The 14,549-nt window shown below is 52.9% G+C and carries 11 protein-coding genes; 6 read left to right on the top strand and 5 right to left on the bottom strand.

Annotation, left to right across the window (positions count from 1 at the left end; genetic code table 11):
* Positions 1 to 23: 23 nt before the first annotated feature.
* A complete protein-coding gene (gene ycgR / locus AAIR21_RS00205) occupies positions 24 to 755 on the bottom strand; it encodes a flagellar brake protein YcgR (protein ID WP_020883443.1) in 732 nt (243 codons plus the stop codon).
* Between the two features lie 207 nt (positions 756 to 962).
* Here ycgR and AAIR21_RS00200 point away from each other — a divergent pair, with 207 nt between their 5' ends.
* Together AAIR21_RS00200 and AAIR21_RS00195 are read left to right on the top strand one after the other, a co-directional pair.
* The gene (locus tag AAIR21_RS00200) at positions 963 to 1,217 is read left to right on the top strand and encodes a GlsB/YeaQ/YmgE family stress response membrane protein (protein WP_010432765.1); all 255 of its coding nucleotides are present in this window, start codon (positions 963 to 965) and stop codon (positions 1,215 to 1,217) included.
* A 111-nt stretch (positions 1,218 to 1,328) separates the two neighbouring features.
* Complete coding sequence (locus AAIR21_RS00195) at positions 1,329 to 3,431, top strand: TonB-dependent siderophore receptor (RefSeq protein ID WP_183516246.1); 2,103 nt, start codon at positions 1,329 to 1,331, stop codon at positions 3,429 to 3,431.
* A 72-nt stretch (positions 3,432 to 3,503) separates the two neighbouring features.
* On the opposite strand, the gene AAIR21_RS00190 is transcribed toward AAIR21_RS00195, so the two are convergent.
* Together AAIR21_RS00190 and AAIR21_RS00185 are read right to left on the bottom strand one after the other, a co-directional pair.
* Positions 3,504 to 5,189 carry an alpha,alpha-trehalase gene (locus AAIR21_RS00190; RefSeq protein ID WP_025203879.1) on the bottom strand — a complete coding sequence of 562 codons (1,686 nt, stop codon included), beginning with the start codon at positions 5,187 to 5,189 and terminating at the stop codon, positions 3,504 to 3,506.
* 362 nt (positions 5,190 to 5,551) lie between these two features.
* The gene (locus AAIR21_RS00185) at positions 5,552 to 6,508 is read right to left on the bottom strand and encodes an AraC family transcriptional regulator (RefSeq protein WP_063156550.1); all 957 of its coding nucleotides are present in this window, start codon (positions 6,506 to 6,508) and stop codon (positions 5,552 to 5,554) included.
* 115 nt (positions 6,509 to 6,623) lie between these two features.
* Here AAIR21_RS00185 and AAIR21_RS00180 point away from each other — a divergent pair, with 115 nt between their 5' ends.
* Positions 6,624 to 7,811, top strand: a complete 1,188-nt coding sequence (locus tag AAIR21_RS00180) for an MFS transporter (protein WP_032678410.1) — start codon at positions 6,624 to 6,626, stop codon at positions 7,809 to 7,811.
* A 70-nt stretch (positions 7,812 to 7,881) separates the two neighbouring features.
* On the opposite strand, the gene gap is transcribed toward AAIR21_RS00180, so the two are convergent.
* On the bottom strand, positions 7,882 to 8,892 hold the full coding sequence (gap, locus tag AAIR21_RS00175; protein WP_040017756.1) for a type I glyceraldehyde-3-phosphate dehydrogenase: 1,011 nt from the start codon (positions 8,890 to 8,892) through the stop codon (positions 7,882 to 7,884).
* Positions 8,893 to 8,970: 78 nt separating this feature from the next.
* Positions 8,971 to 9,951 (bottom strand): GlxA family transcriptional regulator, encoded by a 981-nt coding sequence (locus AAIR21_RS00170; RefSeq protein WP_183516247.1) that lies wholly within the window; start codon positions 9,949 to 9,951, stop codon positions 8,971 to 8,973.
* Between the two features lie 165 nt (positions 9,952 to 10,116).
* Here AAIR21_RS00170 and AAIR21_RS00165 point away from each other — a divergent pair, with 165 nt between their 5' ends.
* The 3 genes from AAIR21_RS00165 (at position 10,117) to rdrA (ending at position 14,542) form a co-directional block, all read left to right on the top strand.
* Positions 10,117 to 11,088: a fatty acid desaturase gene (locus tag AAIR21_RS00165; RefSeq protein ID WP_183516248.1), complete on the top strand. Its 972-nt coding sequence runs from the start codon at positions 10,117 to 10,119 to the stop codon at positions 11,086 to 11,088.
* Entirely contained in the window at positions 11,081 to 11,872 is a 792-nt protein-coding gene (locus AAIR21_RS00160) for a phosphate/phosphite/phosphonate ABC transporter substrate-binding protein (RefSeq protein ID WP_113655990.1), read from the top strand. The genes AAIR21_RS00165 and AAIR21_RS00160 overlap by 8 nt, the downstream gene beginning before the upstream one ends.
* A 132-nt stretch (positions 11,873 to 12,004) precedes the next feature.
* Positions 12,005 to 14,542 (top strand): antiviral RADAR system adenosine triphosphatase RdrA, encoded by a 2,538-nt coding sequence (gene rdrA, locus AAIR21_RS00155; protein WP_113655989.1) that lies wholly within the window; start codon positions 12,005 to 12,007, stop codon positions 14,540 to 14,542.
* Positions 14,543 to 14,549: the final 7 nt, after the last annotated feature.

Genomic DNA, 14,549 nt, shown 5'->3' with positions numbered 1-14,549 from the left:
GGCGGTCACGCTGCCCGTTTTCCTCACAGAACTTTATTCGCACGTTCCCGTGCTTCGCGCTCCAGTGCAAAGATAATGCGCTGCAGTTCGCGCTCTGAACCGGGTCCGACGTTCAGGAAGCGGAAACTCAAACGTGGCGTGGTAATCGTTTCGTTTTTGCTGTCCACCACCTTCCGCTCGCTGATGGCAATCAACTGGGCATCAAAATAAAACCGTCCCCAGCCGGCCATATCCAGTTCAATTTGCGAGAATCGCATGCCTTCGACCAGTCCGTCAGGTTTCGGCGTATCCATCAGCGCGCCCATACCGCCCAGCGACAGGTCGAAGAGGCGGAAACGGAGCTCTTTTTTGTCCGGCATTTTAGCCTTACAAAAATAGGCAGGGTGAAGGGGGGCGCTGATGCGGAAATATTCCCGGCGCTGCACAAACCACAGGTTGGCAGGCAGCGGTGTGACAAACGCGGGAAGACCCTGGTATTCGCTCATCTCAAGGCGCGGGAGCACAAATTCCACTTTTGCACCGTGGGTCTCTGCCATCACCGCGAGTTTCTCTGCTTTCAGTGCAGCGCGGTTTTCATACTCCTGACTGCCCAGATCGATAACCAGTCGCTCCTGCGAGACGTCGAGGATCTTGCTGATGAACTGATTGTTTGACCAGCTGATGCGCAGCGGCACTTCACCTTTTTGCAGGTCACGCAATACCCCTAATACAGCCAGCGGATTTTGCTTGAGGAACTGCTCACTGTAATTACTCACGCCGGATGGCTCCTTGATAGATGACAGACTGTCTTTGCGTTATCGGCACTGCACAATGAAACTTAATACAAACCGATGAGTTTTTTTTCAGATTGCAGAGAAGATAAGTCGGTGAGATGAAATTAGTTTTCCAGGGATGACCTATACTTAAGTTACCTGCGCAGAAGGTTTTCTGCGCATGCATTAAACCTGCAAGAGGGCATCGCTATGGGTATTATCGCCTGGATTATCTTTGGTCTAATTGCTGGCGCTATCGCTAAACTTATCATGCCGGGAAATGATGGCGGCGGCTTCATACTGACGTGTGTGCTCGGTGTCGTGGGGGCGGTTGTAGGCGGCTGGCTGGCGACGATGTTTGGCTTTGGTGGCAGCATTAGCGGTTTTGACCTGCACAGTTTCCTGGTGGCTGTCGTGGGTGCCATTGTGGTGCTGGGCATTTTCAGGTTACTGCGACGGGCATAACTTCACTAAAACGGCTCTCAAGGAGGGCCGTTTTTTTACGTGCATATTGATTTGCTAATCGAAATGATAATAATTGTCGTTCCTGATTACATTTAATCACAAGACGACTTTATGAACCCCTCTCGTTTCACGTTATGCGCGTTGGCAGGAGCCGTGACGCTGGCATTGCAGGTACAGGCGTTTGCCGAAGAATCAACCATCGTAGTTACGGGCTCAGAGCAGGGCAGCGTACTGCCCGACTGGACGAACAGCGCAACCAAATCAGCCGTTGCCGAGAGTAAAACCCCGCAGGTGATCAATACCCTGTCGGCACAGGAAATCGATAAGCGTCACGCGAACTCCGTGAATGAGATCCTGCGCTATGCACCGGGTGTGTCGACCGAGGTGCGCGGAAACACCTCCTACATGAGCGAATATAAAATTCGCGGATTTACCGTCGATCAGGAGTTCTACAACGGGCTGCAGTTACCCTATAACGTCACCGGCAATACCAAAGCGCGTATCGATCCGCTGTTGGTTGAAAGCGTTGATATTCTCAAAGGTCCCTCATCGGTACTGTACGGCGGTGCCTCGCCGGGTGGGCTGGTGAATATTCAGAGTAAAAAACCGCAACAATCCGCCCGGACCGAACTGGGTTTTAACACCGGCAACCGTAACCTGAAAGAGGGGTATCTGGATTCGACCGGGCAAATTGCCGATAGCGACTGGAACTACCGTCTGCTGGGGAAAGCGACGGAAAGTGACGATCAGCCGCACACCTCCCGGTATGAAAACTACCTGGTTGCGCCGTCTGTCACCTGGCAACCGGACAACAAAACGCGTCTCACCCTTGATGCGCTGGCGCAAAACTCCCCAAGCCTGACGCCGTCTAACCCGCTGCCGCTCGCCTGGCTGCGTTCGAAATATGCGGGCAAGCGGGATTATGCCGGCGACGAATGGAGCGGGTTTAAACAGCGCCAGTGGATGCTGGGTTACAGCTTTGAACATGAATTTGACAGCGGCTGGGGCTTTAACCAGAAGGCACGCTATTTTGACATCGATACCCACCAGCGCAGTATTTATGCAACCGGGCCGGGCAGTGAAGTCAATCAGCTTAACCGCTTTGCCTACACCACGGATGAAGATCTCCGGAGCGTCAACATTGATAATCAGGTGACCAAAACCGTTGCGCTGGGTGAGTGGAAACACCATCTGCTGGCCGGGTTTGACTACCAGAAGTTGAATTCCCACTTCCACTACCGCTATGCCTCGACAACACCGGGGATTGATATGCGCAATCCGGACTATTCACAGGTCCATGAGGATGCGCTGGGGCTGTATACCGCGCAGAAAAACCGTCTGAGCTATCAGCAGAATGGGTATTACCTGCAGGATCAGGTGGAGTTTGGCGGCTTAAATCTGTTGGGCAGCCTGCGCTATGATGATTATCGCTCCGTCACCACCGATTATCTGCATAACGGCGACAAGGCGTGGGTATCGCAGGATCGCGTTACCAAACGACTGGGTGCGCTCTACGCCTTCGACAACGGTCTCTCTCCGTTTATCAGCTATTCAGAAGGGTTTGCCCCGGTCTCGCCGCAGGGAACCCTGACGGCGAAAGAAGTCAAGCCGACCACCAGCAAGCAGGTGGAGGGCGGGGTGAAATATCTGCTGGCAGAGTACGCCACCACCTTTACCGCCTCAGTGTTTACTATTCGCCAGAAGAATGTCGTCACCTCCGATCCCGGCTTCCTGAACTATCGTCAGACCGGCGAAGTGGAGTCTAAAGGGGCGGAGTTGTCTGTGATTGGCCGTCCGACAGACAATCTGAACCTGATTGCCAACTACGCATACACTCACGCCATCAATACGCAGGACGATAAGTATCAGGGCAAACACCCTACGCAGGTGCCGGAAAATGCATTCAACCTGTGGGGGGATTACACCTTTGAGAATACGCCACTGAAAGGATTGATGCTGGGAGCCGGGGCGCGCTACACCGGGCCGATGGAGATTTCACCGGCGAACGACGCGGGTAAACTCGGTGGCACCACGCAGTACGATCTGGCGGCATCCTATCGGATGGGCGAAATTCTGCCTTCGCTTGAAGGGCTGACCCTGAAAGCGAGCGCGCAGAACATCACCAATAAAGAGACGTTGACCTGTTACGATGCGACCAACTGCTGGATTGGGCGTGACCGAACCTATCAGTTAGGCGCGAGCTACAGCTTCTGACGCCCTGTTAAACCCCGTAAGACGGCCCATTCACCCTCTCCTGGTGGGAGAGGGTGAGGGAATGCGGCCGCTTTATTGCGCCGTACTTTTCGCCGGCGCGACAGCATCGTTTGCCGCCGGCTGATTCTCCGGCACGCTGTCGCACGGTTTCTCTTTCGGACACACCAGATCCAGCATTTTCAGCGTCACGCCGTTGCTCCAGCCGAAGCCATCCTGCAGCGGATATTCGCCGCCGCCGCCCCCTGTACCGGTACTCGAAACGTCGTACTTCTCTACCAGCTTCTGTTCGCGGTCATAGGTATGCTGAACATTTTTCAGGAAGCGCCAGGTCACATCCATTGCCACCTTATCCTGCCCGTAATTCTGCAACCCTTCCGTCGCCACCCACTGCAGCGGTGCCCAGCCGTTAGGTGCATCCCACTGCTGGCCGCTGTTGATGGTGGTGGTGGAAATGCCGCCCGGCTTGAGCAGGCGTGACGATGCCGCTGCAGCGACCTTATCAGCGCGATCCTGCGAAGCCGCCTTCACATAGAGCGGATAAAGTGCGGCTGCCGTAAGCTGATTACGCACCTTTTTGCTCTTAAGATCGTAATCCGCGTACCAGCCCTCTTTATCATTCCACAGATGGCTCTCGATCGCTTTCTGACGCGCGGTCGCCAGCGCGTCATACTTGCTGGCAGCGGAGGTATCGCCGGATGCCTGGCTTGCCCTGGCCAGCAATTTTTCCATCTTATACATCAGGGCGTTAAGATCGACAGGCACAATGCTGGTGGTGCGGATCGTGCCCAGTTTTTGCGGATCGTCCATCCAGCGGGAGCTAAAGTCCCACCCCGAGGCGGCCGCTGAGCGTAAATCGCGGTAGATCTCCGTGGCCGGTCGGTTAGGATTGCTTTTAGCGGTGGTCATATCATCGAGCCAGGATTCAGGACGCGGCGTATCGCGGTCATCCCAGTAGCGGTTGAGCACTGAGCCATCGTCCAGCTTCACCACACGTTTGTTGGCTTGTCCGGCCTGCAGCGTGTCGGCCCCCTCCATCCAGTAGGCGTACTCTTTCTCCATTTGCGGACGGTATTTCTTCAGCGCATCGCTGTCATGGGTCGCCAGTAACTCGACCATCAGCGCGAAGAACGGAGGCTGGGAGCGGCTCAGGTAGTAGCTGCGGTTGCCGTTCGGGATATGTCCCCAGCTGTCCAGCTCGTAAGCGAAGTTGTCCACCATATCGCTGATTTTGTCCCAGTGGCCACTCTCAGCCAGCCCTAACATGGTGAAATAACTGTCCCAGTAGTAGACCTCGCGAAAACGTCCGCCAGGCACGACATAGGGTTTAGGCAGCGGCAGAAGGGAATCCCACTTATTACTCGCTTTATCGGTGGTGCGGGTCAGTACGGGCCAGAGGTCATCAATGTGTGCACGTAAAGTTTGCCCGGCAGGCGGGACGTATTTTTCACCCTCCGCTGGCAGCGTAAAGTTCATTTCCACAAAGTGCTTCAGATCGAAGCCAGACTGGGTGCGCTGCATACGATAATCCGCCAGAATCATCAGCGGATCGCTTTTTGGCACGGCGTCAGCAAAGGTCTTTTGATCGGGAAACAGTTTGGCACTTTGCACATCATTAAAGAGAGGACCAAGTAAAATATCGGGGGAGCTTGTCTGGGTGGTGAGTTGTTCTTCCGCATAACCCCATGTTGTCACACCGAGTAACGCGCCGCCCAAAGCCAGGTGCAAAAGAGCAGGGCGTAGTGTACGAGGTCTTATCATCAGTTCATCTCCTGTATTCGCTGAGCAGCGTTGCCGCTGTTATCAATCACCTGAAAACCTTAGACGAATATTGGCCGCTTCGCGTGTCGAATATCCCATTTTGCGCATAACCAGACAATTTACCGTCTGGTTATGCGCCGGAAGGAATTGGGAGAATTTGCTATCTCGATGAAAGGTAATTCTTTTTTATGATAAATAATTATATTGCTTTTAATTTAATCAATGGGAGCAAATCATGGCGCGATAATAAAATGCGCGGAATGCTCTTTTATTCTGTAATAGCGCCAGGTGCTCCCTTAGAACGCCCCATAATTAAATCGCGAAAGGCGACTGGCAAAAAATACGTAGCGCTAACGCCTGGCTCAGACCTCTTCCGGGGTCTGGCTGGTCTCGCGCAACGTGCCCGGTGCATGCCCAATAATGCGCTTAAATGCCCGACTGAACGCGGCCAGTGAACCGTACCCCAGACGCAACGCGACGGTTTCAATGGGCTGATTTTCGTGGCGGATGTATTGAATGGCCAGCCGCATCCTCAGTTCGCTGAGATATTTTGCCGGTGTGGTTCCCGTGGCTGCCAGAAAACGTTCAGCAAACACGGAGCGGGAAGTGCCCGCTTCTTTCGCCAGATCCGCCACGCTCCAGTTCAGGCCTGGCTGCTGATGCATGGCGTAAATGGCCCGGCTCAAACGCGGGTCGCGCAATACCTGCACCCAGCCGGTAGCTTTGCCGCAGCCTCCTTCAACCCAGCCACGCACGATCAACGCGGCCACCACGTCGGCAAGTCGCGCGAGGATCCCGGCGAATCCGGCCTGGCGGGTCATTGATTCCCGCTCCATCGCTGCCAGCAGCGGATGAATTTCCGGCCATGTGGACATCAGTCGGCTCACCATCATCACTTCCGGCATCGCCTTGATCAGCGGCTGCATCCCGCCCAGTTCAAAATCCATGCATCCACTGAAGATGATGGTGTTCTCGCTTTCCGGACACGGCTCACAGGTGATCGCACAGACCGAACCGCAGATAGGCTCGCTGGGGAACGCACTGACCGGGGTAATGCTGGCGTGCTCGTCAGAGAGCAGGGCATGGGCGTTGCCGTTCGGGATAAAAAGGGCGTCGCCGCCATTCAGCGTGAAGGTGGCGCCACTCTCCATACGCAAAAGGGCGCTGCCGTGGCTGACAAAATGGAACTGGGCTTTGCCGGGCGCCTGGTGAAACGCCACGCCAAACGGCGCGCTGGCCTCAATTCGACGGTATTTCACGCCCGACAGGCGCATGCCGCGCAAAAGTTCGCTGATCAAATCGGGTGACTGAGCGGTCATGTCGCAACTCCGGACGAATAATCAATAAGTGGAGATTATATGTCATAGATCGTCCAGGGTGAACCCACTATGCTTTTGCGACAGTTGTCACATTTTTATAACGGGAGAACAACAGATGAATTCATGTGTCGTGGCGAGAGAGGCGGTCACGCCTGCAAAACCCGCCTGGCGAGCCGTCTACTCACTGGGGCTTGGCGTATTCGGCCTGATCACAGCAGAATTCCTGCCCGCCAGTTTGCTGACGCCGATGGCCGCGAGCCTGGGGGTGTCCGAGGGGATGGCCGGACAAGCGGTGACGGCCACGGCGCTGGTGGCGCTGGTCACCGGGTTGCTCATCACGCCGGCCACCAAAAATATCGACCGTCGCTGGGTATTGATGTTCTTCTCGGTGCTGCAGATCATCTCCAGCCTGCTGGTGGCTTTTGCGCCCACGCTGCACGTCCTGCTGATGGGCCGGCTGTTGTTGGGTGTGGCGATCGGGGGATTCTGGGCGATGTCGACCGCCACGGCGATGCGCCTGGTGCCCGCCGATAAAGTGCCGAAAGCGCTGGCGGTGATCTTCTCCAGCGTCTCGATTGCGACGGTGGTGGCGGCGCCGCTGGGAAGCTATCTGGGTAGCCTGATTGGCTGGCGTAACGTCTTTATTCTCTGCATTCTGCCGAGCATGCTGGCGCTGCTATGGCAGCTCTGGGTACTGCCGTCCATGAAGCCGGAAAGCAGCGGCAGCCTGAGTACGCTGTTCCGCGTGCTGCGTCGTCCGGGGATGATTGGCGGCATGCTGGCGACCATTCTTATCTTCAGCGGCCACTTTGCCTTCTTTACCTACCTGCGTCCGTTCCTTGAAACGGTGGGGCAGGCGAGCGTGGAGAGCATCTCGCTGATCCTGCTGGGCTTTGGGATTGCCAACTTCATCGGCACCTCCGTCGCCGGGCATCTGCTGGCGCGTAATCTGCGCCTGACGCTGGCACTGGTACCGTTCGCGATGGGCGTGCTTGCTCTCACCATGGTGGCGTTTGGTCATCTGGCGATGCTGGACGGGTTACTGGTCGCGCTGTGGGGCTTTGCGTTTGGTCTGGTACCGGTGGGCTGGTCAACGTGGCTTGCCACCACCGTGCCGGATGAAGCCGAAAGTGCGGGTGGTTTGCTGGTGGCCTCTATCCAGCTGGCGATAAGCGCCGGTGCGGCAGTGGGTGGTGCGGTATTCGACCTCAACGGTGCCAGCGGCGTCTTCGCGGGCAGCGGTTTCCTGCTGGTGACAGCCATGGTAATTGTGTTTATGGGCGTGAAAGTCAAAGCAGAGTGACGAACGCGTGCCCGGTCAGCGAAAGGCTACCGGGCAGCGATACCCACTCAGAGTGGGAACGGGGGGAAGGTTACAACCCTTTCTTATCCATCAGCACCGCCAGATCCACCAGACGGTTTGAGAATCCCCACTCGTTGTCATACCACGCCAGGATCTTCACCATTTTGCCGCCAATCACGAGGGTGGAGAGCCCGTCGATAATTGACGAGCGCGGGTCGCCCTGATAATCACTGGAAACCAGCGGTTCATCGCTGTAACCCAGAATGCCTTTCAGGGGGCCACTGGCAGCGGCTTTCCGGAAGGCGTCATTCACCTCCTCGGCGGTAACGTCACGGCTCAGGGTTACCGTCAAATCCACAATCGACACCACCGGAACCGGCACGCGCAGGGAATACCCGGTCAGTTTACCGTCAAGTGAGGGGATCACTTTCCCCAGCGCTTTCGCCGCACCGCTGGAGTAAGGCACAATCGACAGCGCTGCCGCACGTGCACCGCGCAGATCCTTCTCTGGCTGATCGTGCAGTGCCTGACTGTTGGTATAAGCGTGCGTGGTGTTCATCAGGCCATGCTCAATACCGAACTGCTGATGCAAAACCTGAGCGGCGGGGGCCAGGCCATTGGTCGTACAACTGCCGTTACTCACTACGTAATGCTGAGCCGGATCGTACTGTTCATGGTTGACGCCCATGACCACCGTCAGGTCATCGTTTTTGCCGGGGGCAGAGATGATGACGCGCTTAGCCCCACCGTGCGTGATATGCACGGCTGCTTTTTCCCGCTCCGTAAAGAAGCCTGTGGCTTCTATAACCACGTCAACGCCGGCATCACGCCACGCGATATTCGCCGGATCGCGTTCGCTAAAGACGACGATCCGCTGGCCATCGACCTGCAGCGCACCGTCCGCGGCTTCAACGGGAGCCGGCAGCGTGCCGAGAAGGGAATCATGTTTGAGCAGATGGGCGAGGGTTTTGCTGTCCGTCAGATCGTTAATTGCCACAATCTGCACATCCGGGTTACCCAGCGCCGCGCGCAGGAAATTACGTCCGATACGGCCGAAACCGTTAATGCCGACCTTAACCATAGTGCACTCCTTATCTCTGTTGTCTGGCGTCACTGTAGGCGTCAGTCCGGATGGCGTAAACGACAAAAAAGGATCACATTATGCCATTTTGCGACAGTGGAAGCGCTGACGATACTCGCCAGGCGTGAGGTGGAGTTGTTTCTCAAAGACGCGACGCAAATTGATGCTGCTGCCAAACCCGCTCTGCTCAGCAATGCGTTCGAGAGGGTTGCTGGTCTGTTCAAGCAGTTGCCGGGCGGCGGCAAGGCGTGCTTCGGTGACATAACGCGCCGGAGAGGCGCCCGTTTCACGGGTGAACACGCGGGTGAAATTGCGCGGGCTCATCGCCGCTTTTTGCGCCAGATTTTCCACGCACAGGTCAGCGGTCAGGTTCTCCAGGATCCAGGTTTGCAGGTCGCTTATCGGGCCGGAGGTGCCGGGCTGCTGAAGATTATAGCGACTGAACTGCAGCTGCCCGCCGGGGCGGCGCAGATACATCACCATATCCTGCGCCACCTCGCGAGCGAGGGTAAAACCGTAATCGTCTTCCACCAGCGCCAGGGTCAAATCAAACCCGGAGCTAACCCCACCGGAGGTCCAGATGGGACCGTCCTGAATATACAGCGGGCCACCTTCCACATGGATGGCCGGGTACTGGGTTTGCAGGGTCTCCAGCAGCCGCCAGTGGGTGGTCGCCCGGCGTCCATCAAGCAGGCCAGTCTGGGCCAGCAGCATCGCGCCGCCGCAAATGGAGGCTATCCGCCGCGCGTGTGGCGCAGCCAGGTGCAGCCAGTCCCCCACCGCCGTGCTCTCCTGCTCGTTCATTCCGCGGCCGGTGATAATAATCGTATCAAGCGGTTCACGCGGATCCAGCTCCGGCAGGCGATAATCCGCCAGCAGATTGAGGCCGGACTGGCCGTGGATCACCTGGTGAGGCTGGGTGGTGGCGATGATAATGCGGTAACAGGGATGGGCTAGGCCTTCCGGATGCAGCCGGTTCGCCTGCATCAGAATGTCTGCGATACCGGCGGCTTCAAACAGCATGCCGCCGTCAGGGACGATAATCAGGATCTTCTTCATGTCCTGAAAAGTACCTTTATTGCAAAATAAGTCAAGTTGCGAACGAGAGGGAGATCTCGCGCTGCCCGCGTTTCTGGCAAAGCAAAGCGATATAAGTTCTTTGTTATTTCAGGCGTTTTCCCCGATCGTCAGGGCATTCTCTCTGGCGAAACGGCGTCTGAAGGCATGGGTAAACGAAGCTCCCTCTATTTACATCCGCAACAACGCGATCAAATTCACCACCTCGCCTCGGGGTTTTTGTGGCGAAGCGAACTGCCCACGTGGATCGTCATCATCACCCTTTACAGTGGCTGGTTTGCCACGCTGGCGTACTGGAAAACGCTGGGATTGCTGCCCGCCACGCTGCTGCTCATCGGATTTACCACCTGGTATATGTCACTCCAGCATGAACTGATCCACGGCCATCCCACGCGGTTTGCCTGGCTTAACGCGCTGTTTGGCACGCTTCCGCTGGCGGTGTGGTATCCGTATGGTCTGTACCGGGACTCTCATCTTGCCCATCATCGCCACGATAGCCTGACGATCCCGGTGGATGACCCGGAGTCGTACTATTTTACCGAGGAGAGCTGGGCACGTTTTTCGCCCTGGCACAAGCGCGTGATCCATGCACGGAATACCTTCTGCGGCCGGCTGTTGCTGGCACCGCTGCTGGATATCCTGCAGACGCTGGCCAGCGCCGTAACGGCGTTTCGCCATCTTCACCTGCGCGCAATGGCAATGTGGCTCGTCCACGCGGCGCTGCTGGCAGCGCTGTTTGCCTGGATGATGCACAACGGTTTCTCACCCGTCTGGTTTGTGCTGGCGGTAAGTTATCCGGCGCTGGCGCTGACCAAAGTGCGCTCCTTTTATGAACATCGCGCGGCGGATGATCCGCTGGCGCGTTCTGTCATCAACGAAGCAGGGCTGTTCTGGCGGGTGCTGTTTTTAAATCTTAACTACCATTCAGTCCATCACGATTTACCGGGTGTTCCGTGGTATGGGCTAAAAAGCGTCTATCTGCAAAACCGGGCGGCGTACCAGAAGCGTAACCATGGCTTTGTGGTCAGGGGCTACGGCGAATGGCTACGCCAGTTCTTGACCCGGCCAGTGGCGGTCACCGCTCATCCCGGAAAACAACAAGAGGAAGGATATGAATAACCTGCTGGCGTTTCCCATGTATGCCGTGGATCGCGCCGACACTCGCGCGCTCTGGCTGGCGGTGCAACAACTTCTGGTCGACCGGGGCGTGTACGTCGAGCGTGTCCCCGGCTGGCCGGAATCGGACCTGCTGATCCACTGGCAGCAGCCAGAGCTTATTCTCAGCCAGACCTGCGGCTACCCGCTGGTCACGCAGCTCCCGGAGGTGCAGGTGGTGGGCTGTTTTCACTACACGGCAGCGGGATGCGAAGGGAGTCACTACCGCAGTTTTCTGGTGACGCGTGCGGAGGAGCGGCATCTTACGCTGGCGGATTTCCGCGGACGTCGGGCTGTGTGTAATTCTCCTGACTCGCAGTCCGGCTATCACGCGCTGCGAAAAAAAGTGGCACCGTGGGTGACCAGCGCCTCTTTCTTTTCGCAAACGTCATTCAGTGGCAGCCACCGTCAGTCGCTGATTGACGTCAAACGCGGGAAGGGGCATATCGCCGCTATCGACTGTGTCACCTGGGCACTGCTGCAGCGTCATGAGCCGGAAACGTTGGCGGGTCTGACGTTGATTGACCAAACTCCGCTGACGCCGGGCCTGCCCCTGATCTCCGCAGGCGCTACTTCACCCACGACGCTCAATGCCATCCGCGATGCACTGACGACGCTGGTCAGCGCAGCGGAATACCGTGCCGTTTGCGAGGCGGTACTCATTAACGGTTTCAGCGTGGTTGAGAGGCAGGGCTATTCTCAGTTGCTGAACAACGTCGTTCCCGAAGCGTTCCTACATTACATATAGGCTTATGAGGTGTATCTCTCCATTTTGTAAATAAGAATTGTCTTTAAAAGTAGTCATGGGCGTAAGTAATTGATAAGATAAAGTTGCAATAAAAACCATTCTAATGTTGATTATTATATTTTGTGAGGGACTATGCCAAGCAGTATTATACTTAATCTTGATGCACCTGAATATAAAGATGACTTTCACTCAGCAGATGAGAACAATGAGCAAAGTGAACTATGGCAACAAGATGCTAACATTCGATTGATTTCTTTATTAGATAAAATGGGTAGAGAGGCTAGAAAATATAAAAAAGAGCATGAATCGAGATGTACGCAATATCCCAGTAAACTGCATAGCTATCATCATGCAATTTTCGTTAGTGGAGCCAGAGGAACCGGTAAAACTGTATTTTTACGTAATGCACAAGCAATCTGGTCTAAAAAGGGGAAAAGTCAAAATGATACCCCTAACCTTCACTTTATAGATGTTATCGATCCTACTCTGTTAAACATTGGTGACAGATTTTCTGAGGTCATTATCGCTTCGGTCTATGCTTCTGTAGAAAAAGTATTAAGGAGGCCTGAAAGTAATCAATTACATAAAGATAATTTCTTTGAAGCTTTAAAAAAACTCTCTGGTTCACTTGGGGAATCAGCAGAGCTAAATGAATTAAGAGGAATAGATAGGATTCAGAAATACCGCTCTGGAATACATATTGAACGCTATTTTCATGAGTTTTTAATTGCAAGCGTAAATTTATTAAATTGTGATGCATTGGTATTGCCGGTCGACGACGTTGATATGAAAATTGATAACGCATTCGGTGTTCTTGATGATATCAGATGCTTATTGTCTTGCCCATTAATACTTCCTCTGGTGAGTGGTGATGATGAATTATATAGACATATTACCACAATGCAATTTGAAAATGCCTTAGCAGCAGGAAGAATGTCAACGAGAGTTAAAAATGCCGCAGAGCAACTTTCTTCAGCCTATCTGACCAAAGTTTTTCCATTCCACGATCGCTTGCCATTGCTGCCGGTTCAGCAACTCCTGCCAAATTTAGTGATAAAATATGGAATGCAGCAGATAAGCTATCCGGGTTATGAAAAACTGATCAAAAGTGTATTTTATCCACTTTGCAACGGTAACGAACGTAGTACCATTTGGCCGCAGCCCGATAGCGCACGTACCGTTTCGCAACTTGTCAGATTACTCCCTCCTGAAGAACTTTATTCGAGTAAGGAAAAATCAGAATCTCTGTGGAGTAACTTCTTTGTCTGGGCTGAAGATCGTCGAGATGGCATTGCAATCACTAATGCTGAATCGTATCTGAAAATTATGGAAATGTCCTCAGCCAGTCAGCTAGATTTTCACAATTTATCGGCGTTTAATCCATTATTACAAAAAGAACGATATACCTGGGCCGATAAGGATTTTTATTCTCAGCAGTATGCCAAAATAAAAGAGCTACGGGCCCATGATACAAACTTTGAAATTTTAGAAACAGTTTTCCCTCAGGCAATGGTAGGTGCTTCTTCAGAGGAAACTAATATCCTGAGGAGTATGCCAGAGTTAGAGTTTATAATGGAACCAATGTTTATTAGTAAAACGACGGCTGAAAATAAACATGGTAATAAGGAATTACTCGCAATTTATACGCATAGGGATTACTATAGTCAGCAACAAAATCGAAGGTATCATATATTTTTTAGTCGTGCTTTTGAATTATTATCATGGTCCATGTTAGCTATTACAAATAACTTACCTGACGTTTTTCTTGAAGAAGGGAAATTCAAGGAGAGTTTTATGTCAATTTTTTCAAAAGCGCCTTTTTATTCAATTTTTGCTGTTAATCCAACAAAAGTTATTACTGAAGATAGCAGTGAAAGTGGAACGGATGATAATTTGGTTGAGTATGATGAAACTGTTTCTAAATTTGCCAGTGAATTATATGAATGGTTTAATGATAATCGGTTGCCTTCACTTCAGGGTCTTAATTTAATACCACTAATCAGTATGGTGTTCAATAAGGTATTCTCACAGCTTAATGTGCTAAAGTTAAACTTGTTGGATAAGAAAAAGATTAAGGATGAACATCTTTCTGATTTGGCTCGTAGATTCCAGTATATTTATATTAATGCACTAACAACCTTCCTAAAAGAAGGTTTAATCATTAATGCTAACGTCGCGACGGGTGCCCGTTCTGATGTTGTGAGAAAATTCTCGGAATTTTCTAAAGCTGATCGAACGTTGTTCAGAAACATATCTGGAGTAGTTTCAGCTAGTGGGAATACAGCCCTTACTATCAAACTATTAACTGATTCTGATTATGCAAAATTAATACAAGCGATGTGGTGCAACCCGATATTTTTTTCTTCGGATGTTAATGAATACCCTATCGGTGATACTATTTTTGAGGGGGATGCGAGTCATAGTTTAAAGAATGATTTTTTATCTGCGACATCTTTTGAAGAAATTAGAATTCTGTATGGAATGGATTCAGGGAATGAAAGTATTATAACTGCTGAAGTGGTTGAGTGGGCCAGGGATAAAATAGATATTGCCAATGTAATCTTAGATAAAATAATGAGCAGTTCAAAAATGAAATCAAAGATTCAAGGTAATAATTTTATTGCCAGAATGTACAATGGTCTTACATTTGCAATTGAACATTACCGTTAGGGGATAA

It is taken from the genome of Enterobacter sp. PTB, assembly GCF_051130085.1.
Taxonomy (GTDB): Bacteria; Pseudomonadota; Gammaproteobacteria; order Enterobacterales; family Enterobacteriaceae; genus Enterobacter; species Enterobacter ludwigii.
The sequence above is the reverse complement of the archived record's forward strand: the minus strand, read 5'-3'. Positions and strand labels throughout refer to the sequence as shown.

What these genes read in the sequence shown, in the direction of transcription:
- AAIR21_RS00200 (WP_010432765.1), top strand. Translation starts at nt 963, where the DNA reads ATGGGTATTATCGCCTGGATTATCTTTGGTCTAATTGCTGGCGCTATC.
- AAIR21_RS00160 (WP_113655990.1), top strand. Translation starts at nt 11,081, where the DNA reads ATGAATAACCTGCTGGCGTTTCCCATGTATGCCGTGGATCGCGCCGAC.
- AAIR21_RS00165 (WP_183516248.1), top strand. Translation starts at nt 10,117, where the DNA reads ATGGGTAAACGAAGCTCCCTCTATTTACATCCGCAACAACGCGATCAA.
- AAIR21_RS00180 (WP_032678410.1), top strand. Translation starts at nt 6,624, where the DNA reads ATGAATTCATGTGTCGTGGCGAGAGAGGCGGTCACGCCTGCAAAACCC.
- AAIR21_RS00185 (WP_063156550.1), bottom strand. Translation starts at nt 6,508, where the DNA reads ATGACCGCTCAGTCACCCGATTTGATCAGCGAACTTTTGCGCGGCATG.
- AAIR21_RS00195 (WP_183516246.1), top strand. Translation starts at nt 1,329, where the DNA reads ATGAACCCCTCTCGTTTCACGTTATGCGCGTTGGCAGGAGCCGTGACG.
- AAIR21_RS00190 (WP_025203879.1), bottom strand. Translation starts at nt 5,189, where the DNA reads ATGATAAGACCTCGTACACTACGCCCTGCTCTTTTGCACCTGGCTTTG.
- rdrA (WP_113655989.1), top strand. Translation starts at nt 12,005, where the DNA reads ATGCCAAGCAGTATTATACTTAATCTTGATGCACCTGAATATAAAGAT.
- AAIR21_RS00170 (WP_183516247.1), bottom strand. Translation starts at nt 9,951, where the DNA reads ATGAAGAAGATCCTGATTATCGTCCCTGACGGCGGCATGCTGTTTGAA.
- gap (WP_040017756.1), bottom strand. Translation starts at nt 8,892, where the DNA reads ATGGTTAAGGTCGGCATTAACGGTTTCGGCCGTATCGGACGTAATTTC.